This window comes from Brevibacillus ginsengisoli (assembly GCF_050113715.1).
GTDB lineage: Bacteria > Bacillota > Bacilli > Brevibacillales > Brevibacillaceae > Brevibacillus_H > Brevibacillus_H ginsengisoli.
In genome coordinates, this window is record NZ_JBNJQR010000012.1 from 1 (window position 1) to 22,841 (window position 22,841).

Here is a 22,841-nt window from a genome sequence, read left to right on the forward strand (position 1 = left end):
TCTCCAATAAAGTTGAGTTGATACTAAACTTCAAAACAGTTTTGCTTGGCTAGTGTTTGTTTCACTAAACGTTTATTGTTCAGTTTTCAAAGAGCATTTTTCAACAACTCTTATATCTTACTAAATTAAGAATCGTTTGTCAACCGTTTATTTTTCCTCAGCGGCGACTTAACTAATATAGCACACATTCAAATCAAAAATCAAGAGCGATTTTAAATTTTATTTCAAATTCACACAAGAAGTGAACGAGAACTAATATAACACGGGAAGTTCCATTGAAACAAGCAGAAAAACCGACCATAACTGGTCGGTTTTTCCTTATCCCCAATTAATCCCGATCTCTCATCAACGGGAAGAGCAGTACATCGCGAATGGATGGTGAATCGGTCAGTAGCATAACCAGACGGTCGATCCCAATTCCTAAACCACCTGTTGGAGGCATACCGTATTCCAACGCTTCAATGAAATCGTCATCCATCTCATGCGCTTCATCATTCCCTGCCGCTTTTTCAAGCAATTGGGCTTCGAAACGTTGACGTTGGTCAATCGGGTCATTTAATTCAGTAAATGCGTTGGCATGCTCACGCGCAACGATAAACAACTCAAAACGATCCGTAAAGCGAGGATCCTGTTCATTTTTCTTCGCCAACGGAGAAATAGCCACCGGATGACCGTAAACGAAAGTTGGCTGAATCAAGGTTTCTTCGATTTTTTGCTCGAAGAATTCATTGACTACATGTCCAAACGTATGATGCGGTTCAACGGTTACTCCATGTTCTTTCGCCAATGCGCGAGCTTCGTCATCGCTCATTTCACGCCAGAAATCCACGCCCACATGTTCTTTAATCAAGTCAACCATGTGAACTCGGCGCCATTGCGGTGTAAGGTCGATTTCTTGGCCTTGATATTGAATTTTGGTCGTACCCAATACGTCTTGCGCAACATGAGCAACCAATTCTTCGGTGAGCTTCATAATATCTTGAAAATCAGCGTATGCTTCATACAGCTCAATCATCGTAAACTCAGGATTGTGACGAGTCGAAATCCCCTCATTACGATAGACGCGGCCAATTTCATATACTTTTTCAAGTCCGCCGACAATCAGGCGCTTCAAATGAAGCTCAATCGCAATACGCATGTACAGCTGCATATCCAAAGCATTGTGGTGGGTAATGAACGGACGAGCCGCAGCACCACCGGCAATTGCGTGAAGTGTAGGAGTTTCAACTTCCAAATAGCCTAAGCTGTCCAAATAGCGACGCATGGAAGTAAGAATTTTGCTTCGAGTGATAAACGTATCGCGAACCTCTGGATTCACAATCAAGTCCACATAACGTTTACGGTAACGCGTTTCTACGTCCTTGAGGCCATGGTATTTGTCAGGCAGCGGACGAAGTGATTTGGTCAGGAATGTAAATTCTTTTACTTTAATGCTCAATTCACCTGTTTTGGTTTTGAACACCACACCTTTAACACCAATCATGTCCCCGATATCCGCGAGATCAAATACTTTGTAGGACTCTTCTCCGACAGTGTCTAATCGAACGTAAATCTGGATTTGGCCACTTCTGTCGAGTAATTGGGCGAAGCTGGCTTTTCCCATTTCACGCTTGGCCATAATGCGACCAGCCAAAGCAACAACGTGGGCTCCTTCTTCCAATTGTTCTTTTGTCTGTTCAGAGAAGCTTGCGATTACATCTTGTGCGTGATGAGTCTGCTCAAACTTTTGCCCAAACGGATCGAATCCCCACTCACGAATTTGATCCATCTTGTCGTGTCTAACCTGCACAAGCTCATGCAAACTTTCTTGTTGTTCTTGTTCTACTTGAAGATTGTCTTCGCTTGCCATGATACCGTTCACTCCTTATGTGGTTTCTGAAAGATTCCAGAAATCGCTCTTACTAATCAATTCTTCCAAATGGTTTCTATATAGCACTAGGGCGTACCCGAATGAATCCGGATACGCCAACTCGTCTCTCGATTACAGATTAATATCCAAAATCTCGTATTGAATGACACCAGCAGGAACGTTTACATCAACTACAGTTCCTTTGGATTTGCCAAGCAACGCCTGACCAACTGGGGATTCATTGGAGATCTTGTTGTTCATTGGGTCAGATTCTGCGGAGCCGACAATCGTATATACCATTTCGTCACCGAATTCGAGATCTTTCAAACGCACTGTAGAACCAACACTTACTTTGCCCGTGTCTACTTCTGCGTTGGTGATAATGCGAGCATTGCGAAGCATTTTTTCCAACGTCAGGATGCGACCTTCGATAAATGCTTGCTCATTCTTCGCTTCTTCATACTCGGAGTTTTCGCTAATATCACCAAAGCTGATGGCTTCTTTAATCCGTGCAGCAACTTCTTTACGTTTAACCGTTTTCAAATCTTCGAGCTCTTGCTCTAGCTTCTTCAAACCTTCAGGCGTGAGAATAACTTCTTTTTCAGACATATCTCAATTCCCCCGTTAAATAAATTCGTAACCCCAGGCACAAAAGTACAAAGGATTATATGTAGAAATCTCGCTCTTTATACAAACGAGACCCACGTAGACCAAGATTCATAGGGAAAGCTGCCAGACTTACTGGCAGCTCACTAGCGGTAATAATATGAGGTATTATAGGATATGCAGATTGGGTTGTCAATGTTTGGGTATTAATTAGTAGCTGACAATTTCTTCCGCTTCTTCTTCCGCTCCTACAGCCATCGACATTCCATGCACTTCGTACCAATCCACATACTCAAGCAAGGCTTTACGCAAATCATCTTCTGTTTCCACGGTATTAATAATGTTTTTAGTGTGCGTTGATCCTGGCAGCCCTTTTAGATACCAAGCGGCATGTTTACGCATCTCGAGTACACCGACACGCGGTCCTTTTAGATCAATCAGGCGCTTGGCATGAAGCAAGCAAATGTCGATTTTCTCACGAGCGGTTGGTTCTGCAGGGAGCTGACCTGTCGTCAGATACTGAACGGTACGGTACAGCATCCATGGATTTCCCAACGCTGCGCGTCCAATCATAACCCCGTCGCAACCTGTCGTATCGAGCATTCTGCGCGCGTCTTCAGGCGTCGCCACGTCTCCATTGCCGATAACCGGAATATTGACGGATTCCTTCACGCGGCGAATCCAATCCCAATCCGCCTTGCCTTTATACATCTGCACGCGAGTACGTCCGTGCACGGAGACTGCTTGAGCTCCAGCGCGTTCGACCGCTTGCGCATTTTCAATCGCATATAAATGCTGCTCATCCCAACCGAGACGCATTTTTACCGTAACAGGTTTGTCTACAGCGTCGACTACCGCTGAAACGACCTCGTAAATTTTATTCGGGTCCAAAAGCAATCTTGCCCCCGCGTCACAGCTTACAATCTTGGGTACTGGGCAGCCCATATTGATATCTATAATGTCAGCATTGGTGTTCGCAGCAACGTACTTGGCAGCTTCCACGAGCGTTTCCCTGTCGCCGCCAAAGATTTGCAAGCTGAGTGGTTTTTCACGTTCGTCAACAAACAGCATGTCCATCGTCTTCTTGTTGCCATGAACAATTGCCTTATCGCTTACCATCTCCGCACAAACCAATCCGGTACCAAATTCTTTGGCAATCAATCGAAATGCAGGGTTACACACGCCTGCCATCGGTGCGAGGACTACGTTGTTTTTCAATTCAATGTTGCCGATTTTCACTTTTGTTGAATCCTCCTTCCGCGAAAATGGTCAAACAGTCACTTATTATTTATAGCACATAATTCGTCATATTCAACTTGTAAAGTACTGGCGACCTTGCGCAAGACAGGTTCAGTTGGCAGCTTCGTTCCTCGTTCCAAAGATCCTACAAACGCGAGCGAAACGCCCATTTCTTCAGCAAGTGATTGTTGAGTGAACCCCTTGAGCTTGCGGAAAGCTCTTATCCGGTTCCCCAGTCGAATGTTCCCCATAGACGAACCCCCTTTTCCTCGAGATTTTCAAGATAATGATGGATTGGCTTATGAAAGACAGGTAGTGGAGCATCTCCCCATAGATCACGCAGCGGAATTAGAACAAAAGCGCGCTCTACCATTGCCGGGTGCGGAATTTGCAAATCTGGCAAGCTAATCTGCCAATCGTCGTAGAATAAAATATCAATATCAATCAGTCTAGGACCCCAGCGAATCGTACGGACTCGACCCAATTCCTGTTCGATGGCCAGTGTTCTTTTGAGCAGCTCTTCTGGCGGCAAGGTTGTTTCCACCCGAATGACCATATTTAAAAATGCGGGCTGATCCTCGAAACCTACCGGATCGGTCTCATAGACGTTGGAAAGAGCATTGACCGTGACCTCGGGCACAGCATGGATCGCATTGATTGCAAGTTGCAAATGATCCTGCCGTTCTCCCAAATTAGAACCAAGCGCAAGGTATGCATGAACAGCCATCTAGCTCTGTCCTTTCTGCCCGGTGCGAATAATCTCGATGGCGACGCTGTCATAATGACCGTTGATCGGTGGATTAGGCTTCGTCACCTTTACCTTGACTTCATGGAAAGAGAAATCCTCCAGCAATTGAGTCGCAATGCGCTCAGCCAACGCTTCAATGAGTTGGTAGCGTTCACTTTCTACGATCTGTCTGACTTTTTCAAAAATATCCGCGTAGTTAACTGTATCATGAAGATCATCACTTTTTCCAGCTTTTGATAAATCGAGTTGCAGTTCCAAGTCGATAAAAAACCGCTGACCTAGCTTGGCCTCAGCGTCAAACACGCCATGATATCCGTAAAAAGACATTCGATTAAAATAGAGTTTATCCACGTTCAATCCCTCCTCGCAGCATGGCATCCATCATCTGTACAGTTCGTTTCATTTCGCGCACGTCATGTACCCGGACGATATGACAACCTTTGGCTACACCTAAAGCACAGGTTGCGGCCGTTCCTTCCATTCGTTCTTCTACAGGTAAATCGAGCACTTTTCCAATCATGGACTTGCGCGATGTTCCCAACAGTACCGGATAGCCTAGCGCAACCACGTCATCTAGTCGACGCATGGTCTCTAAGTTTTGATCCAGCGATTTGGCAAAACCAATTCCGGGGTCCAGAATGATTTGTTCCGGTTTAACTCCCGCTTCTATAGCAATGTCGATTGACTCATATAAATCATGAATAAAATCTCGGAAATAATCTTGATACTCCCGATCCTCCCGATTGTGCATCAAAATGATGGGTACACCCAGCTCAGCGGCAACTCGGGCCATATCAGGATCTTTTTTGGCACCCCATACGTCGTTAATGATGTGCGCTCCCGCTTCAATCGCCTGCTTGGCCACTTCCGCTTTGTAGGTATCAATCGAGATTGGAACCTTGCATTCCCGCGAAATCGCCTGGATGATCGGAAGCACTCGTCTCAGTTCTTCTTCCGCATCGACAGCCTCATGTCCTGGCCGAGTCGATTCACCGCCAATGTCCAAGATATCCGCTCCCGCTTGGACAAGGGCTTTGGCATGCTCGACCGCCCGATCCAGATCATTGTATCGGCCACCATCGGAGAACGAATCAGGTGTAGCATTAAGAATCCCCATTACCAGTGTGCGTTGTCCGACGGGAAGCGTGTAATCTCCGCACGTAAGCTCGGCTTTTTTGCCTAGCGCTTGATGTTTGTACAGCATTTGTTCTACTTCCTGACCTAGCCGTTTCAAGCCAAAAGGTTGACCGCGAAGCTTGCGAAGAACGTCCCGAAACTGTCTTCTCGTTCCTACAAGCAGGACATCCGATTCATCAATCGCCAGCATCGACACCTTCATATGTACGGCCGCATCCCCGCCTCTAGCCAGCATCTCCTGCTTGAGAATGTTGGCCGCTTTCAGCGATACATTGGATACCCGAATAAGCAAGGTTTCTCCTTTGGGTGCCATGAGCGCGATGCCGCCGGGATCTGACCCGATTAAATTCATTTCTTTGATAATGCTTGCCTGATCGTAAGCATGAATGACATACGGTTTATGCTTATTCATATCGATACCCCTTGTGCATATTGTCAGTAGCATACCATAATCACCCAGACAATTCTACGGACTGCCTGTATGACGCGTGGAGCTTTTGCGTGATCGGACCATAGACTTGTGCGACCTGATGATTGTCGATAGCAGATACCGGAACAATCTCTTGAATCGAGTTCGTGAGGAATGCTTCATCAGCCCCAAGCAGCTCTTCTTTGTGGTAGAGACCTTCCTTGCACGCGATTCCCAGATCTTTCGCCAAGGACATCACATGCTGTCTGGTAATGCCTCCGAGAATCCCCGTCGATAAGGCAGGAGTATGCAGGACACCATCAGATACCCAAAACAGATTACTGACGATTCCCTCACAAAGATACCCCTCTTGCGTCAAAAAGAGACCTTCTACACCCGGATCATTGCCTACCTCAAGTTTAGCCAACGTGTTGTTCAAATAATTATGTGATTTGAAACGCATGTGGCCCTCTCCCGTTTGACGCGGGAATGAGATGGTTTGCAATGTTTTCGGCTTGGGTGGTATCTGAAGTGGAGGCACCTCTTTTGCAAAGATGAACAAACAAGGATCGTTATAGCCACTGCCATTCAATCCGACGCCTTCATTCCCGCCTGTCACGCTTAAGCGAATATAAGCGTCCTTTAACTGATTAGCCGCAACCGTCTGCAGGATAACTTCATGCAATTGGCTCTGACTCCAAGCGGAACAATCCATTCGCAATTCAGCCAGCCCCAAGCTAAGCCGCTGGTAGTGTTCGTCCCACAAAAAGATGTTGCCTTGATAAACTCGCATCGTCTCAAACAAACCGACTCCATATAAAAAACCATGATCCATGACAGAGACACTGGCTTGTTCAATCGGTACCAGTTGTCCGTGGACATATACAATCATGCTAGTCTCTCCTTACTGGGAACCTAACGGATAACGCAATGCAGACAAACCGTGGCTCCAAATTGTTCTGGTTATTGGAAAAGCCACCCGAGCTAATCGAGTGGCTTACGCCTGTTTATGTTGTATGGCAAGCTAATTCGTCTTCTCTTTCGCATACGCGGTCAGGAAGTTTTGGAGCAATTGCTTCCCATGCTGTGTAATAATCGACTCCGGGTGGAATTGTACACCCTCTATAGCATATTCCCTATGCCTGATGGCCATAATCTCTCCTTCAGCCGTTCGAGCCGTAATCTCCAGCTCTTCAGGCAGCTGCTCCTCCTGCACAATCAAGGAATGGTAGCGGGCCGCAGTAAAAGGAGAAGGGATGCCTTGGAAAATAGTTCGACCATCATGGAATACCTCTGAGGTTTTGCCATGCATCAGCCGTTCTGCTCGAATCACTTGGCCGCCAAACACTTGCCCAATGGACTGATGACCCAAACAAACGCCCAAAATCGGAATTTTGCCGGCAAAATGACGGATGACCTCCATACTTACACCCGCTTCATTCGGCGTGCAAGGACCAGGGGAAATCATCAAATAGTCCGGGGCCAGCTGCTCAATCTCCGGGACCGTGATTTTGTCATTCCGATAAACTTGCAGCTCTTCTCCCAGCTCTCCAACGAATTGCACCAAGTTGTAGGTAAAGGAATCATAATTATCAATCATCAAAATCATACTCGGCTCTCCTCCAAACTCAACTCTCTGTTCTGACTCAGCTCCAACGCTTTCCATAACGCTTCCGCCTTCTTTAGCGACTCAAGATACTCTGCCTCGGGATTGGAATCAATGACGATACCCGCTCCGGCTTGCACATGCGCCTGCTGATCTTTGACCACCATCGTCCGTATGGCAATGTTCAGCTCTACATCTCCGTTAAAATCAAACCAGCCGATCGATCCGGTGTAGACTCCCCGTTTGACTGGCTCCAGCTCTCCGATAATTTGCATCGTTCTGATTTTAGGAGCTCCCGTTATGGTTCCCCCCGGAAAAGCCGCTTCCACCGCATCGTACGCATCTTTATCATCAGCCAATTCGCCTTTAACGTGGGAAACGATATGCATGACGTGTGAGTATTTCTCAATGACCATAAATTCGCTCACATCGACACTTCCATAGCGGCATACCCGCCCAAGATCATTGCGCTCCAGGTCTACCAGCATCACGTGTTCAGCGCGCTCTTTTTCATTGTTAATCAGCTCTTGTGCAAGCGCAAAATCTTCCGCCTCGTTTTTGCCGCGAGGGCGCGTACCTGCGATCGGTCTTGTGCTGACTTCGCGATTTTTCACTTTTACCAGAAGTTCTGGAGACGCGCTAACGAGCTGGAAATCCGGCAAATGCATATACCCCATATACGGTGAGGGGTTTAATCGTCTCAAAACGGAATAAACCGTTTGTGGCTCTACCGAGATAGGTTTGGTTTGGCGCACGGATAAGTTAACCTGAAACACATCCCCTTGGGCAATGTACTGCTGGACACGCTCTACCGCCTGCTCGAACTCCTTCTTGGCAAACGACACGGCTGCTGGCTGCTCCAAAGTTAACGGATGGCGGCGCAATTCTTCCCAATCGATCACATCTGCCGAACTGTGCATTTGCGAAATGGACTGGAGCAGTGTACGAAGCTCCTGAAGAGTTTGCTCATACACTTCTGATGTGAGTCCACCGGCAGAGACATGGCGTATACAGATGATCTCCCGAGTCTCGTGATCGAAGGCAATCACGTTATGAAACATCATAACATAGAGATCTGGAAGCTGTAAGTCGTCCACCGCATCGTTAGCGGCTGCAGGCTCAAAGATTTGATTCAAATCATAGCTCAAATACCCAATAGCTCCGCCAGTATAATCAGGCAGCCCTTCTATACGCGGCGTTCGGAACTGACCCATGTAGTTGCGCAGAACGTGTAGTGGATTCTCATTGTCGATGCGCTCCTGTTGGTTGGAATTTCTTTGGGTGTCTTGGATGATGGTTGTTTGTCGATTTTTGCTGGAGATGATTGCACTTGGGTGATACGCCAGATACGTATATCTGCCCGCCCTCCCGCTTTCCAAAATAACGGATCCCGTCAACTCGGTCGACAACGCTTTCAAGATTTCGAAAGGATCAATCGTGTCTGGCCATGCAGAACGAATGGCGACAGGGATGTGGGTATAGTTGGCCAGACAATCTTGTACGTCTTGGTAGTTGGTCGAGGTCAAAAGTTCTCACGCTCCGCTTAAAGTAAATTATCGTCTAGCATACCACACGCGATTTGAGACGGAAATACTGAAGTCCATTGAAAAACCCACCAAGCCTCTCTTGGAGAATTGGTGGGTCCTCTCGCTGATCTTATTCTTCAAACTGATACAAAGGAGTGGAGAGATAGCGTTCGCCATTACTTGGGATAATGACAACCACTTTTTTCCCTTTTCCCAATTGTTCCGCTACTTTTTGCGCCGCAAAGATTGCCGCTCCTGAAGAGATACCTCCCAAAATGCCTTCTTGGCGAGCCACCTGTCGAGATGTCGCAAACGCTTCTTCATTCGCTACCTGAATAATTTCATCGTAAATCTCTGTATCTAGGATCGCCGGTACAAACCCCGCGCCAATCCCTTGAATTTGGTGTGGGCCTGGTTTACCGCCTGACAAAACGGGAGAAGAACTTGGCTCAACCGCTACGACGCGTAGATCAGGATACTTCTCCTTCAACACTTGCCCTACACCGGTAATGGTTCCACCAGTACCAACGCCTGCGACCAACGCGTCGATACCGCCCAATTCTTTGGCTTGCTTTAACAATTCTTGGCCAGTAGTCTCGCGGTGAATCTGAGGGTTTGCCGGGTTTTTGAATTGTTGCGGGATGAAGTATTGCGGGCTTTCGCTTGCAATCTCTTCCGCTTTACGAATCGCTCCACCCATCCCTTCACTTCCTGGTGTCAAAACGATCTCTGCACCGTAAGCCCGAAGCAGGTTGCGGCGTTCGATACTCATCGTTTCTGGCATCACAAGAATGGCCCGATAGCCTTTAGCCGCGGCGACCATCGCGAGACCAATCCCTGTATTGCCACTGGTTGGTTCTACGATAATATTACCAGGCTGCAGTTTGCCGCTGCGCTCGGCATCTTCAATCATGGCAAGGGCAATACGGTCTTTGACGCTTGACCCCGGGTTAAAAAATTCTAATTTTAAATAAATGTCTGCGCTATCTTCGCTGACAATACGATTTAGTTTCACAAGTGGAGTATTACCGATCAAATCTGTAATGGACTGTGCGATACCGCTCATTCGTTCCGCCTCCTGATATAACCGAGTAAAATACTAGGTTTTATAGGTATTATAGCAAATAAAAGAAATTCCCGTCAATTGCCGTTTTCAGACTGGACAGTAACGCCCAAGCCTAGTTTTAATTTCTTCAGTGCATCCTCTAAGGAAACTTGGGCAAGGGCCATCTGTCGACGAACGGTGTCTTTCGCTTCGCCGTAGGAAAGTTGATTGGCTTTCTTGGATTGGAGAACCCGAATGACGGCAAACCCCTCAACAACGGGAATTGGTTTACTGTCTTGTCCGATCTTCAGTGTGGGAACGGTCTCGCGTATACCTCGAGGAATCGCTTCATTCGCAAGTGAAATCCAGCCCATCTCTCCCCCAGTGGGGGCTGTCAACGAATCAATGGAACGCTCCTTGGCAAGAGTAGCGAAGTTGGCCCCCTGCTCCAAATCTTGAAGTACCTGCTCCGCTTCCGCCTCCGTTGCTACGGTAATAATCGACAGCTGCGCCCGAGCAGGCTGACCAAACTCCGCACGATGGGACTCATAGTAATCTCTGATTCGCGCCTCATCTACCTCAATGTCTTTGATCGCGATTTCTTCCAACAGCAGGCGGTAACGGATCTCATCCATTAATTCCTGATTCCCGCTTCCCGCTTCCTTATGAACCGATAGATCCAGGAACTGACTACCGCTACCATCGCTTTCCTGCATATTTTCCAGTTCAGCCTGAACGCGTTTCTCATCTACGGTAATACCCAAACGCTTCGCTTCCTGATTCACTACTTGCCGATTAATCATTTCTGAGAGCACTTGTTGTCCGTGTTTTTGTTTCAATGTCTGCATCCACGCCGATTCTGAGATGGATTCTTTGCCAACGACAGCCATCGTTTGAACATGGCCCGCCTGTTTATACCAAGACCAACTGACGACGGCCAATAGTAGAACCAGCCCCCCGATCAGTGCCCATAAGACCCGGACATTGTTCACGTACTCACTCTCCCTGTTAATCAGATAGTCAGTCAGTTATTTAGTTGTTCATTACTCAGTTGTTCTTCAGTTCTTCCAGAACCTGCTCCAAATCGTTTTTATCAAAATGGTAGCGCTCATTGCAGAAATGGCAATGTACTTCCGCTTCACCCTGTTCCTCGATCATGCTCTCGATCTCCTCAGTTCCCAAACTGATCAGCATCGTCTCGACCTTTTCTTTGGAGCACGTGCACGTGAAGTTGATTTCTGTACGGCTTAAAATCTTCGGTTCATCCAACACCTTCTCCAGAATTTGCTCAGGTGTAAGACCTTCACCGATCATACGAGAAACTTGTGGCAGTCCGCTCAGTCTCTGCTCGATTTGGCTAATCACCTCGTCAGTTGTTCCTGGCAGAAGCTGAAGAATAAAGCCCCCAGAAGCTATAACATAACGCTCATCAGGATGAACCAGAACACCAACGCCTACAGCTGATGGAGTTTGTTCAGAAACCGTAAAGTAATAGGCAAAATCTTCACCAATCTCCCCGGAAACAATCGGAACACTACCCAGGTATGGTTCACGAAGCCCTAAATCCTTGGTTACATATAAAAAGCCATCCGTACCCACAGCGCGAGTCACGTCCAATTTTCCTTTTTCATTCAACTCAAAATGGACATGCGGGTTAGTCACGTACGCACGCGCTTCGCCATCTGCATTAGCTTCCGCGACGATTTGTCCGATCGGGCCACCGCCTTTGATTTTAACGGAGATTTGATCGTCACCCTTCAGCATCGCTCCCATGATAATCGCTCCCGTAAGAGTTCTTCCCATGGCAGCAGTAGCGGTGTTCCATGTATCGTGACGACGGCGAAGTTCTTCTGTTATGTCAGTCGTACGGGCAGCAAACGCACGGACTTGTCCTCCAAAACCTGTCGCTCGAATCAAATAATCACTCATAAACCTTCCTCCTTTTAGGAAACTCGGCTATCCTTAATCCTTTGGCCAAAAACAGCCCTTGACCAGCCAAGTGACCTTCCAACTCTTATGTAAAGTAGTATCGCGTACATTCTAATCTACTCAAAAACGTACATTACCAACATACCTGTTTTGGTAAATGAACACAACCGAATGAAATTGTCGTCTAATAGAACACAAATAAAAAACCGTGCGACAATTCACACGGTTAGGATTTATAGGTTGTCGAATATCATGACAGATATTCCATCAAGGAGCGGCAGTTCTTCTGCTTACGCAAACGGTCAATCGTCGTCGCTTCAATCTGACGAATCCGCTCTCGCGTAAGACCAAAAATCTTACCGACTTCCTCCAGCGTATAAACTTGGTCGTTGTACAGACCATATCGCATCGCAATAATTTCTTGTGCTCGCGGATTCAATCGACCAAGCGCGTCAAAAACTTGTTGGCGTAAGTCCACCTTCTCGATCCAATCATCGAGCGAAGATTCGCCATCGTCGACAAGTTCTGCATAGCTTAGTGATTCTTCATCCAGACCGAACTCTGGCCATTCTACCAACGGATGCTCGTCAAAGGATTCTGTCTTCATCATCAAGGCATATTGGATGATCTCGATTTTCTCAACGGTCATATCAAGGGCTTCCGCAATTTCATGTCGCTCAGGAGAACGCCCCAGCTTTTGAGAAAGTTTGACCAATTCCTTCTGATATTGTCGAATTTGCTCATGCATATGAACGGGGATCCGAATCAGTCGACCTTTGTCACTAATGGCTCGCGTGATCGCCTGAGAAATCCACCAGTGAGAGTAATGGTAAAGCCGTACTGCCCGATTGATATCGAATTTCTCAATAGCCGTAAACAATCCAAATGTACCTTCCTGAATCAAATCTAGAAACGGCATCCCTTTCTTCAAATGGCGGAGAGCCGTACTAACCACATATCTAAGATAGGCCTGAACCAATCGTTCACGAGCCTGTAAATCGCCGTTTTGTTTATATTGAATCAAGCATTGCATTTCATCTTCACGGTCTAGCATAGGTGTTGCAGCAACACTTTCCAGAAACAACAAAGCTGATGTATCGGTCCGAAGTGATTTCGGGACGACAATCCCTAATTGTATTTCAACTTCCCGCCAACGACGGGGACTACCTTGAAAAGAGGAGTGACTCATAGTCATTTGCAACCCTCACTTCATCGGAAATAGAAATCGGAAAGAGCATTCACCGGAAATAGAAATATTCAGTTATTTCTTATTAGCGTAATTCGACAAATAGACCCTGATTCCTTCTGATTTACGGAATCTTTACAAGATGGACACCGCCTTAACTGGAGGTTCATCCAAGCATTCGGTGTTACTCCTTATTATATAGAAGAAATATAAATCAGTCATGTCTGTATTTTGACCGCCAGGCGGTTATCTTCAATTTTATGAAAAGGCTGCCGAGACGTTTGACGTTACCACTTCAACTCTTCAACACTGACGACAGGGAAGTGATGAGTGGGCAGAAATACGGCAAGTGGATGATCTTGAATATAGGCTACGGCAATTAATGAAGGCCCTACCATTCGTTTAGGCGATAGTGAAACCATTTGTCCATTCTCTTCTTGCAGGGATATGTAGAGATACCCCCCTGCTGGATTCAATTGGATTCCCTGAGTTACTTGTTTTAGCTTTAATTGCTTCCCCTCTTGCGAAACAACCATGTATGTATCCTTCTGCCAGTGTTCAAAATCTACGTAGTAATGAAGAAAAGCGATCGGCTCCGTCGTCACACTCTGGGCACTGGGAATGAATTGTTCTCCTTGAAGCTCATACTTCCCGTTCTGCTTCATCCGTTTGGCGAAGCGCCCAATCGCTTCATCCTCCACTAAATCAATGATCCCTTCCGTCTTAAGCGTTTGATTAATCGCAAAAGTAGCGTCGTGATTCGCAAGCTCCAGCAACGCTTTCACTTCTTGTTTCTTTTGCATGGTCACGTCCGTATTGATGACTGTGACACCAAATAAGAGAAAGAGAAGGGCGGCAGAGATTGTAAGTATTTGTATTCCCATCCTTACCGCCTCCTCTAAAGATCATAGTCCATCACCTGAATCGTACCTATGCGCCGTGACTCAATCGGACGTTCCCAATTTGGGAAGATGTTCGTCAGAATTGGGTACGGCATTCTTAGCGAGATTCGAAATTCATCCTCATGACTCCATAGCGATGGGAAGGTATTGTGTATACGTGTCGCGCTGATTGTGATATCGTCCGATGACACGTGATAAGCTTTGTCCTTCACTTCCTCGGCAATGAATTGCTTTAAGTCATGAAGGACCTCGGTTTCGTTTTTTCCGCCATGATTACTTAAGAACTTGGTTGCGGCAAAGCTAAGCTCCAAGCATTCACTTTTCATTTGCAAAACGGTGTGAACCTGAGTCACCCCGAGCGGAACGACCAGTAGTAGGAGTACACTTAGAATCGTCGTAATTAGTTGACTCATTAGGTAATACCAAAACGCACCACTTGTTCAAATAAACGAACAAAGAATTGCTTACTTGCAGCTAACAGATTGTGTTGCCCGCTGAACAAAACCGTAACAGACAACGGCAGCACGAGTACCAGTAAAGCCAAGACACTGATTAGCTTATTCATCTTACCACCCCGGACTAAAATACTCAGATGGCCGTCTGCCCGAAAACTGAAAGACTGGCTCCCCGGTAAATAACAGGTTCATCCACTCAGAGATTTTAGACGGCCTAATCCTCATCGTTAAATGAATCAATTCATTTTGTTCTTTATGAGCCCGTAAAACTTCATCACGCGGAGTTGACCCGACAAAGAAATCTCCCTCAATCGGCTCCCATCCAACCTCCGCCATTTTATCTCTGTAATAATTGGCTAACTGATTGTCGAGATAACCAATATCTTGCATATCGTCCAACAGATCCTGAAAATAGCTTCTCGCGATCGCTCTCTCAAGCGTATACATCTCGATACAGACAATCATCGAAAACATCGCGAGAATCACAGCTAAACACATGAAAAAAACCTTTAATTTAACGATCGTTCTTCATCTCGTTCCTATGAAAAGCTGATGGTTTCTTTAGTGATAAATCAAGTGTGTTGCTGCCTTGATTCTGACTTCCTGTGCCTGCTTCACTTTCATTTCCGGAGACAAGGACCACACATAACCGCAAAGTGAGCCGACCATAGCCAGGATAATTAGCAGAGAAAGTTGCTGACTCATGTTAGTGACTGCTGTAGGTCGTCCCATTTTGAGTGGTATAGCGAATTACTTGATTGCTGGTATCATAGTTAAGCGAAGAGACCGAGTTATCGATATGTGAAGCCGAATTGGTCGCAGATGGACTTAATTCGTTGCCGTAGGAACTTACACCAATACCCAACACCATGACACACGCCAAGAAAATGAAAAACATTTTGGACATTCAATTCACACTCCTAATTTGATGGATTTGGAACACTATTTTCTATCCAAGAGATCGTTCGGTCCTGTAGACCCGATGGCTTCACGATCGCGTAATTGATTTTCCCGACGCTGACTACCACAATCCCCAGCGTAAAGACGATACACATAATAATGGCAAATAGCTTTGTCACATCAGATTTCCTTTCTACACGAGATATTTGTCAAGGATTTCAGACAACAGCTTATACCAAGGGAACATAGCAACGATCAAACCGATATAAAAAGCGGGATAAACGATCAAGCTGTAACCGATGCCAAGCGATTTGATCTTCTTTCGATGCCGAAACATTCTTCTTTTATCCACCATGAATTCTAATCGTTGCATGGTAAAGGCCATGACATCCGAGGAAAGCTGTTCTACTGTCCGCATGTTGGAAACCAGAATTACCGCATCATCTACTCCTAAATCCCTCCTAAACTGATCTAAGACTTCTATTTTGTTGCGGTTCCATTCAGACAGGGATGGGATATAGTTTTTCAGCAACTTAGTTGGTCGCGCCGCTTTTACCATGGCGAAATACGGAGGAACGTGATTTTCGAGCAAATTAACGTAGCGATTAATAAATCGCGCGATATCCACACTGAGTATTTCTTCTCGATAATTAGCCCACCATCTTAGTCCAAGGTATGGCATGAAATATCCCCCGCTGGGAATGAGAATCAACCAGAACATCGCTAAATTAGAAAAACCCGTCATTTGTAACCAACCAACAGTAAAGAGAAAAAGGACACCTCCAACTCCAATTTGCAATCCCAACCACTCTGCTTTTCCCCACCCGAATGGTTTCCCAGCTTTGCTTAGAAAGGCAGACCATTTTTCGTCTTCCGAAGGGATCAACCTTTTCCAGAGGACCCACAACCTGGTGCCACGTTTCTGTTTAGGCATGTTTGAAGATGCTTTGGTGAGAAATAAAATGAACGTCAAAACAGATAGAAAGACAAAGGAAGCTGCAACTATTAGAAATACATAACGAATCATCCGGCTCTCCGCCCCCAAATAAACGCCAACAGGATAGAAAAGCACCAGACTGTTGCACTAATGGCCAGCAATGATTGCCCATCTGGCGTGAAGAAATAAAGACGGAAGGAATCCTTCAACAAGGTTTGATTATAGGGAATTAGTAAAAGGCAGATCACAATGACGATAATAAGACTGATCCAGATGCTGTATATTTCACTCTGACGTTCTCCCTTTTCGTCTTGTTGAATAAACATCTCGCTTGTCAACCGATTAAGAGATACTTGTATGTCCTCTGTCTCCCCCTCCAATCCACTCATGATGTAAATGGCAAAGTCATGAGCCCAATCGTGGTTAAGTCGTTCGGCAAACTGCTCAATTGCTCTTACTTGATCCCCTCCGTCAGCAAGGCGATTGTTTAATAAAATTAATTCCGATTGAAGCTCCTTAGGACAATCTTCAACCATCTGCCGAAAAGTAAGGACAATGTTTTTTCGGCTGCTGTAATATCTGGAAAACAAATCAATAAACTGAGTGAATGACCCGATCATCCGATTGAGTTTCATCGTATATCGTGCGAACAGTACGAGAGTCGGCGTAAATAAGAACAAGAGAAACAGACAGAGTGAAATGACCGGATTGCCACATAGTAACCCCACCGCAAATCCAATCACAGCGGTAATTAACGAACAGAGCACATACATTTCTGGAGACAGCTTACTTCCCAACAGACTGCACCAAAGGGTATACCGTTGATAAAGAAAACGCGCACTTCGATCCTTTAGAATTCTCTCCCGTAAGGCAAAGATTGATTTGGGATAGAATACCTTTGGTCGGTTCCACCTGCGCAGGATTAAGGCAAGAGAACAAACAAATCCAATAAACAAGCAAACAAACATAGGAATTAATAACAGCTTACTCATATGACTCTCCCCATATCGGTGACCCCTAGCTCGCGTAAAACGGATAAATCAGCTTGTCCCATATGGCACATATACTCCACCAACTCGCCCGGCAGGTGTTTTCCTGTCCACTCGTACTCCCCATTCGTCATATTTCTAAGCACAAGAGGGACTGTTTCCACTCTGTTAAATGTAGAGTTCCAGGTTGTTGTATTTATCGCGTCAATAAAGCGGTGCCCATTATTCTTGTATTTGAGAGAATTGATAAAGTTAACCGCACGACTAATTCTTTCTTGAATCAAAGTGATGCTTCTTCCTCCATGCTGATACACAAGATCTGTCAAGTCGTTCAACGCTTGATTCGGAAAGCGTTCGTGGAGAGCCGCGATAGTTGAATCGGTTCCTCGAATGCCCGCATTAATAAAATGATAGGCTTCAATAGGTTCCCGAATCTCTCCAATTAGAACGGTGTTAGCCGTTGAACGATAAATATCTTTAAACGAACTGGATAAATCAATCCCGATTTCTTCTACATTCTGAAGCTCGATAACCTCGCCAGGCCAAATATCGCCAAGACGCATCTCATGTTCACTTTCATAGATCGTAATATAGTCAAGATGCGGATTTTTAAGTTTGAGCATACAAAGCATGAGGGTTGTTTTACCTGCTGCCATGGGCCCGATCACCAGCACGTTTCCCCGACCATACACTTGTTGCTCAAGTAAAAGCTGTACCCGCTCATCGAACGTTGGCAACGCCTGCTTTCGAAGCTGTTCTAACGAAAAATCATTCGTGGTAAATCTTCGTACGATGATCGTTGGAACACGAGAGTACGGAAAGGTGAACATCGTAAGCCTGGCTTTTAATTTTTCCAGATATCCACTTAGCCTCGGTTTTTTCTCGTTGAAGGTAAGCCCCGCACTGTTGGTCAACTTCTGCTGTAAGGTCTCGACCTCTTGCCAGCTTGGTTGATACGGAAGAAACTTCTTCACGCCTCTTTCCAGGTAAGCCACCTGTTTTCCGGCCGATATCCGTACCTCCTCTACCCAAGGCGACAAGTGTAACAAAACGTCAAGGATCCCCCACCCATAAGTCGCAAACGCAATCGCCTCATATCCATTTACGAAGGGGTAAATCTCTTCCGTAATCGGTCTGTGCAGAACTTCCTCAAAATAGTGTTGCAGTCTTACAATAATATGACTCTGACTCTCCCAATCACCGTTCTCTGCCTGAAGTAAAACTCGTTGAATCTCCAGTCGCTCTTCTTTGGTCTTACCGTAGTGATTTAAGTAGTCCCGAGCGGCTTGTTTCAACTCTTCAACTGTATGCATGGGATTCAAGTGGGGGCCACCTCCTCTCCAATCTTATCCACCTCCTCCGTTGCAATGGCTTTTAGACTGGCTACATACTGCCTGGGAGGAAACGCTTCCTTTACAAGCACACTCTTACTTTGAAGAGAATAGCTCACACGACTGCCCGATATCCTTGGAACGATACCCGCAATGGGGGTTCTCATGATGGATTGAATGCGCGGAATACTTACATCGTCTTTTTGGTAGTGGCTGACAATGATCTGAAAAGGGATTTTGGCATCTTTCCAGCGCATTAGCCATTTGCGCGAGCTTTCCAGGTTAAACGGATCGGGTCGAACAAACATATAAGCGGTGTCTGACAGAATAAGGAGCTGTTGGAGGACTTCCTGTTCACGGAAACAAAATCCCCAGTCGATGAAGATATAATCGAATTGCTTTCGAAGGGATTGTAACAACGATGATATTTCGTATACTTTCCATCGTATGGCTCCCGTTGAGAAATATAGGTTGGGAAACTGATCACTTCGCTTAAATACGCTTTTCCAGTCTTGTTGTTCCGCCTTGTTGGTATTGAGTAAATAAGGACGAAGGAATGCCAGTTGAGAATTGGATAGTTGAAAAAATTCCGTTAGATCCGGCTTTTCCAAATTAAAGTCGATGAAGGCAATCGTTGATGAGGGTAGTTGAGAAGCGAGCATCGCAGAGTAGTTGATGCAAAAAGTAGTAACACCAGTAGCACCATAGCTCAATAGGGTATGGATTTTGCCACTTGGCTTCGGTTCCGCAGTAAATAGAATAGAATGCTTTATACCAAACAGATATTGAAGCCTCTCCTTGATCTCTTCATTGGATAGCCGCGCTGGAAAAACGAACATGTTCATGAGGCCCTTGGTCTCGATAATTCGGTTAATGATTTCCTCATCTCGATGTAATGGAATAATGACCTTCATAACTTCCTGAGGCAGAAAAGTAGATACGTAGTCCATCCACTCCCATGGAGGCTGATTCATCGCTTCAGAAAAAAATACAACAGCTTCCGGTTTATAAGCAGACGATTGTGCAGCCATCTCTTCTACGGTTTCTACCGTAACTACTTCACATTCTTTCGGCATAAAAATGTGGACGAGTGATTTGATTGGATAACATACCATTACTCTCAAGGCAATTTCTCTCCTTTAGCAACCATTACATGTCCGATTTGAATGAGACCGTAATTCATGGCCTCACAAAGCGCCTGATATTCCTTATCTGTCAGATTAAGCCCAATATAAGCGGGAACCGCAGATGGCTGAGCGCGATAATCTCGAAATCTCCGTTCCGTATCTACGAGATTCGCCGCTTCAGAAGCATTGAAAAATGGATTCTCAACCTGATTGTTATGCGGAATAAGTTGCGGCTTTAATGTATAAATTTCGATACCGTTACTATCTTTCACGGTTACGAGCCGACTATCGAACAACAAACTAGCTGTTGCGTTCTCTTTTTTAAAGAAAGTGGGTTCCGGCAGCTTTTCCAATTCGGAAATTGGCTTGTAGCGTACCCATACCTTGATTCCATCCCCTTTTCTCAGCTCGGTGATTGGCATAATGGAAGTAAGCGAGAATTCATACCGAGCCTCATTGGGTTTCGGAAGAAGATAGGTATCCTCTACCTTTTGCGAAATGATTTGTTCCCCTTCATAAATAGTTTGAATAGGGTATTTCCCAATGATGCCATCAACGGTTGTTGAGGCACCCTTTTGTATGGTTTCCACTGGCTCTTGAACCACGATAAGATCCTCTCTGGATATTGGTTCAAATGCTTGAATTTCCTTACCCGGCGCCACTTTTACAACACTTGCGTAAAGTTTGTGTTGAATTTTGTCATCAAGATAACGAGTTGCTCCATAGAAACATCCCAAGGCAAGTATGAGTGCTGTGACGCTAATGATTAACAACGTCCTCTTTTTCATAGCCCCCCTCCAATTCCGATCGTATTAACTAATGGTTCAAACACTCCTAATGAGTCTGGATACTTCTCAAGAAAGATTCTGCCTTCCAAGTAACAATGGCTAATTTGCATCCGATCCACTAAAGGCATGACGATATCGATACCAGGCCGCTTCCCCTCTTGATGCCATAGCGACAATGTGCCTTCGACTTGTTTGATGGCGCCTGCTCGCTTGAGTTTGTCGTTCCATTTATTCACAATAAGTTTTACCTTGTCGCCATATAAAGCCCAGATGTTTGGTACTTCTTCTGACATAATCACACTAGCCAATCGCGGGATATTATCGTCTAAAACGAACCATACCTCATCAACCCATTCCCCAATCTGGATTGCCTGTTCACTTTGCCAAGCGTTTGAGATATCAATAATGAAGAAAGAGCACCCCTTGTGATTTTGGACAAACCAGTTTGTTAATTCAGCTTGAGATAATTGTTTATGTAGTGGTAATAAGGGCGGAGTAGGTTTCACACGTAGTAATCCTTGCTGCAAGGGAATAATCATTCCGGATTTAGTTGAATGACCTCTTTTAGCAAAATCTAATGCGAAGTAAAAGTAAGGAGAAATGGATGGGAGTTCACACAGGGTTGTTTGAATCTGACTGCAAGCATGGTAGTAGGCCAGATTACTTGCTATAAAGCTTGATCCTGTCTGAGGATAAAGGCTCGCAATTGCGATTGTTCGTTGAATAAAGCTATTGGATAAGCTCGTTTGCTGGGTATAGATAAGCTTTTGCTTTAAGGCTTCCAGTTGTTTTTCTTCTTCTACCGATGGCATAAACTCTTTGTGTTCCAGATCACGGAAAACTTGTATAAACCGATTAAGATCATTATTCATTTGACGTCTGTTGTGTTAAGAAATTGAATTATTTTCTACAGATGCCTTTAATCTCATATATTGCTTGAATTTCTCTACCATTGCTTGGGTGGTTAATGACTTTCGATGGTAATAGTAGATTTTTCTTATGCGTTCCTTTTCTTTCTTGGTCAAGTTGGGTTTCAACTCCTGAATTCTCTCTAGCAGTTTATAAAGTCCCGGATTGTTCGGCCTTCCTCTTCTCGCCTCTCTCTGAAAAAGCTGCTGAGTCTCCTGATTAAAAGCTTCGGGATACTCCATTAACCATGTCTCTACAAACAGTTGAATATCTTGATAGCTTCTAATGCCAAGTCGGTGTAAATACCGGAAATACATAGACGTAGTCTGCTCATTGGCTACTTTCCATCTAGACATAAATCCATTGGAAGATGTGAGAAGGCATGAAAGGTCTTCAACAAGCTCCTCCCTGGTTTGGGAGCGGAAAGTGGCAATTGCTTCCTTGGCTAGTTGAAATAAAAAATCATCATATTCCTTTGCGCCAGAGTCTTGGAAATGTTTAAGGTACCATTCTTCGACAACATGATCAAAGTCTTTACGGCAATTAACTAGTTGAATATCTTCTAGGTGATCGTAAAAACCATCCAGTCCAAGTTCGGCTACCGCCAGATCCTGATAGTCTTCAAATACGTATTTGATAAAAACTTCCTTAAGCTCTGACAAACTTAGCAATTGTGATACATCTTCGTAGCAACGTTCTACTAGCTCCTCAGCTCCCTTTACTAACACAATGAATAACCCCCTATTTTTAACATTTATCCCATTATATTACATATTTTGACATGGTGATTTTCTTATTCTCTGAATATTTGGCAATATTTTGAATGCCCGCCAGCATTCATTAACACTAAGCGGGCATGAAGAGGTCTACTCGATGACGAGATAGAGTTCCTCTCCAGTTGGTAAAAGAAGAGCAATTCTTCCTCTACGCATCATGACGGTAGGAGCAGCCTCCATGACGATGATTCCGTCATTGATTACGATCCGATTGCCAAATTGATGGATCGAATCGATTTGAAAAACTCCTTCAGGCATTCTTTCCAGTGAAAGATGCTTGCCTGGTTTGTGCTTTTGATACCGAACTCGCCGTTCCAAAAGCACCTGCACAAGTGAAGTACTTGTTTGGTGAGCCTCAACTGATGTTGCCATTTGCAACTCCTCCTTCCTCACCATAAACTACGGCCGTTTCATTTGCTTATAAGCGGATGAAACTATCTTTACGGT

The 22,841-nt window shown here is 45.2% G+C and carries 29 protein-coding genes; all 29 read right to left on the reverse strand.

Going from position 1 to position 22,841, the window contains the following annotated elements; translation table 11 throughout:
* Nucleotides 1-328: 328 nt before the first annotated feature.
* Nucleotides 329-1,849 (reverse strand): lysine--tRNA ligase, encoded by a 1,521-nt coding sequence (gene lysS, locus ACQCN2_RS21010; RefSeq protein WP_426930920.1) that lies wholly within the window; start codon nucleotides 1,847-1,849, stop codon nucleotides 329-331.
* 132 nt (nucleotides 1,850-1,981) lie between these two features.
* Nucleotides 1,982-2,458 (reverse strand): transcription elongation factor GreA, encoded by a 477-nt coding sequence (gene greA, locus ACQCN2_RS21015; protein WP_426930921.1) that lies wholly within the window; start codon nucleotides 2,456-2,458, stop codon nucleotides 1,982-1,984.
* A 207-nt stretch (nucleotides 2,459-2,665) separates the two neighbouring features.
* Nucleotides 2,666-3,646 (reverse strand): tRNA dihydrouridine synthase DusB, encoded by a 981-nt coding sequence (dusB, locus tag ACQCN2_RS21020; RefSeq protein ID WP_426931060.1) that lies wholly within the window; start codon nucleotides 3,644-3,646, stop codon nucleotides 2,666-2,668.
* Nucleotides 3,647-3,732: 86 nt separating this feature from the next.
* Nucleotides 3,733-3,945 (reverse strand): helix-turn-helix domain-containing protein, encoded by a 213-nt coding sequence (locus ACQCN2_RS21025; protein WP_426930922.1) that lies wholly within the window; start codon nucleotides 3,943-3,945, stop codon nucleotides 3,733-3,735.
* Nucleotides 3,915-4,421, reverse strand: a complete 507-nt coding sequence (gene folK, locus ACQCN2_RS21030; RefSeq protein ID WP_426930923.1) for a 2-amino-4-hydroxy-6-hydroxymethyldihydropteridine diphosphokinase — start codon at nucleotides 4,419-4,421, stop codon at nucleotides 3,915-3,917. Before folK ends, ACQCN2_RS21025 begins: the two co-directional genes overlap by 31 nt.
* A complete protein-coding gene (gene folB, locus ACQCN2_RS21035) occupies nucleotides 4,422-4,793 on the reverse strand; it encodes a dihydroneopterin aldolase (protein WP_426930924.1) in 372 nt (123 codons plus the stop codon).
* The gene (gene folP / locus ACQCN2_RS21040; RefSeq protein ID WP_426930925.1) at nucleotides 4,786-5,991 is read right to left on the reverse strand and encodes a dihydropteroate synthase; all 1,206 of its coding nucleotides are present in this window, start codon (nucleotides 5,989-5,991) and stop codon (nucleotides 4,786-4,788) included. Before folP ends, folB begins: the two co-directional genes overlap by 8 nt.
* Nucleotides 5,992-6,031: 40 nt before the next feature.
* Complete coding sequence (gene pabC / locus ACQCN2_RS21045; protein WP_426930926.1) at nucleotides 6,032-6,880, reverse strand: aminodeoxychorismate lyase; 849 nt, start codon at nucleotides 6,878-6,880, stop codon at nucleotides 6,032-6,034.
* A 132-nt stretch (nucleotides 6,881-7,012) separates the two neighbouring features.
* Entirely contained in the window at nucleotides 7,013-7,597 is a 585-nt protein-coding gene (gene pabA, locus ACQCN2_RS21050) for an aminodeoxychorismate/anthranilate synthase component II (protein ID WP_426930927.1), read from the reverse strand.
* On the reverse strand, nucleotides 7,594-9,120 hold the full coding sequence (locus ACQCN2_RS21055; protein ID WP_426930928.1) for an anthranilate synthase component I family protein: 1,527 nt from the start codon (nucleotides 9,118-9,120) through the stop codon (nucleotides 7,594-7,596). The genes pabA and ACQCN2_RS21055 overlap by 4 nt, the downstream gene beginning before the upstream one ends.
* A gap of 130 nt (nucleotides 9,121-9,250) precedes the next feature.
* Nucleotides 9,251-10,186 carry a cysteine synthase A gene (gene cysK, locus ACQCN2_RS21060; RefSeq protein ID WP_426930929.1) on the reverse strand — a complete coding sequence of 312 codons (936 nt, stop codon included), beginning with the start codon at nucleotides 10,184-10,186 and terminating at the stop codon, nucleotides 9,251-9,253.
* A 74-nt stretch (nucleotides 10,187-10,260) separates the two neighbouring features.
* Complete coding sequence (locus tag ACQCN2_RS21065; protein ID WP_426930930.1) at nucleotides 10,261-11,157, reverse strand: peptidyl-prolyl cis-trans isomerase; 897 nt, start codon at nucleotides 11,155-11,157, stop codon at nucleotides 10,261-10,263.
* Nucleotides 11,158-11,212: 55 nt separating this feature from the next.
* A complete protein-coding gene (hslO, locus tag ACQCN2_RS21070; RefSeq protein ID WP_426930931.1) occupies nucleotides 11,213-12,094 on the reverse strand; it encodes an Hsp33 family molecular chaperone HslO in 882 nt (293 codons plus the stop codon).
* 250 nt (nucleotides 12,095-12,344) lie between these two features.
* Nucleotides 12,345-13,289 (reverse strand): sigma-70 family RNA polymerase sigma factor, encoded by a 945-nt coding sequence (locus ACQCN2_RS21075; protein WP_426930932.1) that lies wholly within the window; start codon nucleotides 13,287-13,289, stop codon nucleotides 12,345-12,347.
* A 278-nt stretch (nucleotides 13,290-13,567) separates the two neighbouring features.
* Nucleotides 13,568-14,164, reverse strand: a complete 597-nt coding sequence (locus ACQCN2_RS21080) for a hypothetical protein (protein ID WP_426930933.1) — start codon at nucleotides 14,162-14,164, stop codon at nucleotides 13,568-13,570.
* Between the two features lie 14 nt (nucleotides 14,165-14,178).
* Entirely contained in the window at nucleotides 14,179-14,595 is a 417-nt protein-coding gene (locus ACQCN2_RS21085) for a hypothetical protein (RefSeq protein WP_426930934.1), read from the reverse strand.
* On the reverse strand, nucleotides 14,595-14,747 hold the full coding sequence (locus ACQCN2_RS21090; protein ID WP_426930935.1) for a hypothetical protein: 153 nt from the start codon (nucleotides 14,745-14,747) through the stop codon (nucleotides 14,595-14,597). Before ACQCN2_RS21090 ends, ACQCN2_RS21085 begins: the two co-directional genes overlap by 1 nt.
* A 1-nt stretch (nucleotide 14,748) precedes the next feature.
* Nucleotides 14,749-15,135 carry a hypothetical protein gene (locus tag ACQCN2_RS21095; RefSeq protein ID WP_426930936.1) on the reverse strand — a complete coding sequence of 129 codons (387 nt, stop codon included), beginning with the start codon at nucleotides 15,133-15,135 and terminating at the stop codon, nucleotides 14,749-14,751.
* Nucleotides 15,136-15,198: 63 nt separating this feature from the next.
* Nucleotides 15,199-15,342 (reverse strand): hypothetical protein, encoded by a 144-nt coding sequence (locus ACQCN2_RS21100; RefSeq protein ID WP_426930937.1) that lies wholly within the window; start codon nucleotides 15,340-15,342, stop codon nucleotides 15,199-15,201.
* A gap of 1 nt (nucleotide 15,343) precedes the next feature.
* Entirely contained in the window at nucleotides 15,344-15,544 is a 201-nt protein-coding gene (locus ACQCN2_RS21105) for a hypothetical protein (protein ID WP_426930938.1), read from the reverse strand.
* 13 nt (nucleotides 15,545-15,557) lie between these two features.
* Nucleotides 15,558-15,716, reverse strand: coding sequence for a hypothetical protein (locus ACQCN2_RS21110; protein WP_426930939.1), 159 nt, complete (start codon nucleotides 15,714-15,716; stop codon nucleotides 15,558-15,560).
* Between the two features lie 14 nt (nucleotides 15,717-15,730).
* Nucleotides 15,731-16,564, reverse strand: coding sequence for a hypothetical protein (locus ACQCN2_RS21115; protein WP_426930940.1), 834 nt, complete (start codon nucleotides 16,562-16,564; stop codon nucleotides 15,731-15,733).
* Nucleotides 16,561-17,466 carry a type II secretion system F family protein gene (locus tag ACQCN2_RS21120; RefSeq protein ID WP_426930941.1) on the reverse strand — a complete coding sequence of 302 codons (906 nt, stop codon included), beginning with the start codon at nucleotides 17,464-17,466 and terminating at the stop codon, nucleotides 16,561-16,563. The genes ACQCN2_RS21115 and ACQCN2_RS21120 overlap by 4 nt, the downstream gene beginning before the upstream one ends.
* Nucleotides 17,463-18,776 (reverse strand): ATPase, T2SS/T4P/T4SS family, encoded by a 1,314-nt coding sequence (locus ACQCN2_RS21125; RefSeq protein WP_426931061.1) that lies wholly within the window; start codon nucleotides 18,774-18,776, stop codon nucleotides 17,463-17,465. Before ACQCN2_RS21125 ends, ACQCN2_RS21120 begins: the two co-directional genes overlap by 4 nt.
* Before the next feature lie 5 nt (nucleotides 18,777-18,781).
* Nucleotides 18,782-19,918 (reverse strand): P-loop NTPase family protein, encoded by a 1,137-nt coding sequence (locus ACQCN2_RS21130; protein WP_426930942.1) that lies wholly within the window; start codon nucleotides 19,916-19,918, stop codon nucleotides 18,782-18,784.
* Complete coding sequence (locus tag ACQCN2_RS21135) at nucleotides 19,915-20,709, reverse strand: CpaB family protein (RefSeq protein WP_426930943.1); 795 nt, start codon at nucleotides 20,707-20,709, stop codon at nucleotides 19,915-19,917. Before ACQCN2_RS21135 ends, ACQCN2_RS21130 begins: the two co-directional genes overlap by 4 nt.
* Nucleotides 20,706-21,581 carry a hypothetical protein gene (locus ACQCN2_RS21140; RefSeq protein ID WP_426930944.1) on the reverse strand — a complete coding sequence of 292 codons (876 nt, stop codon included), beginning with the start codon at nucleotides 21,579-21,581 and terminating at the stop codon, nucleotides 20,706-20,708. The genes ACQCN2_RS21135 and ACQCN2_RS21140 overlap by 4 nt, the downstream gene beginning before the upstream one ends.
* Nucleotides 21,582-21,596: 15 nt before the next feature.
* Nucleotides 21,597-22,346 carry a hypothetical protein gene (locus ACQCN2_RS21145; protein ID WP_426930945.1) on the reverse strand — a complete coding sequence of 250 codons (750 nt, stop codon included), beginning with the start codon at nucleotides 22,344-22,346 and terminating at the stop codon, nucleotides 21,597-21,599.
* Nucleotides 22,347-22,484: 138 nt separating this feature from the next.
* Nucleotides 22,485-22,766 (reverse strand): hypothetical protein, encoded by a 282-nt coding sequence (locus tag ACQCN2_RS21150; protein ID WP_426930946.1) that lies wholly within the window; start codon nucleotides 22,764-22,766, stop codon nucleotides 22,485-22,487.
* Between the last annotated feature and the right edge of the window lie 75 nt (nucleotides 22,767-22,841).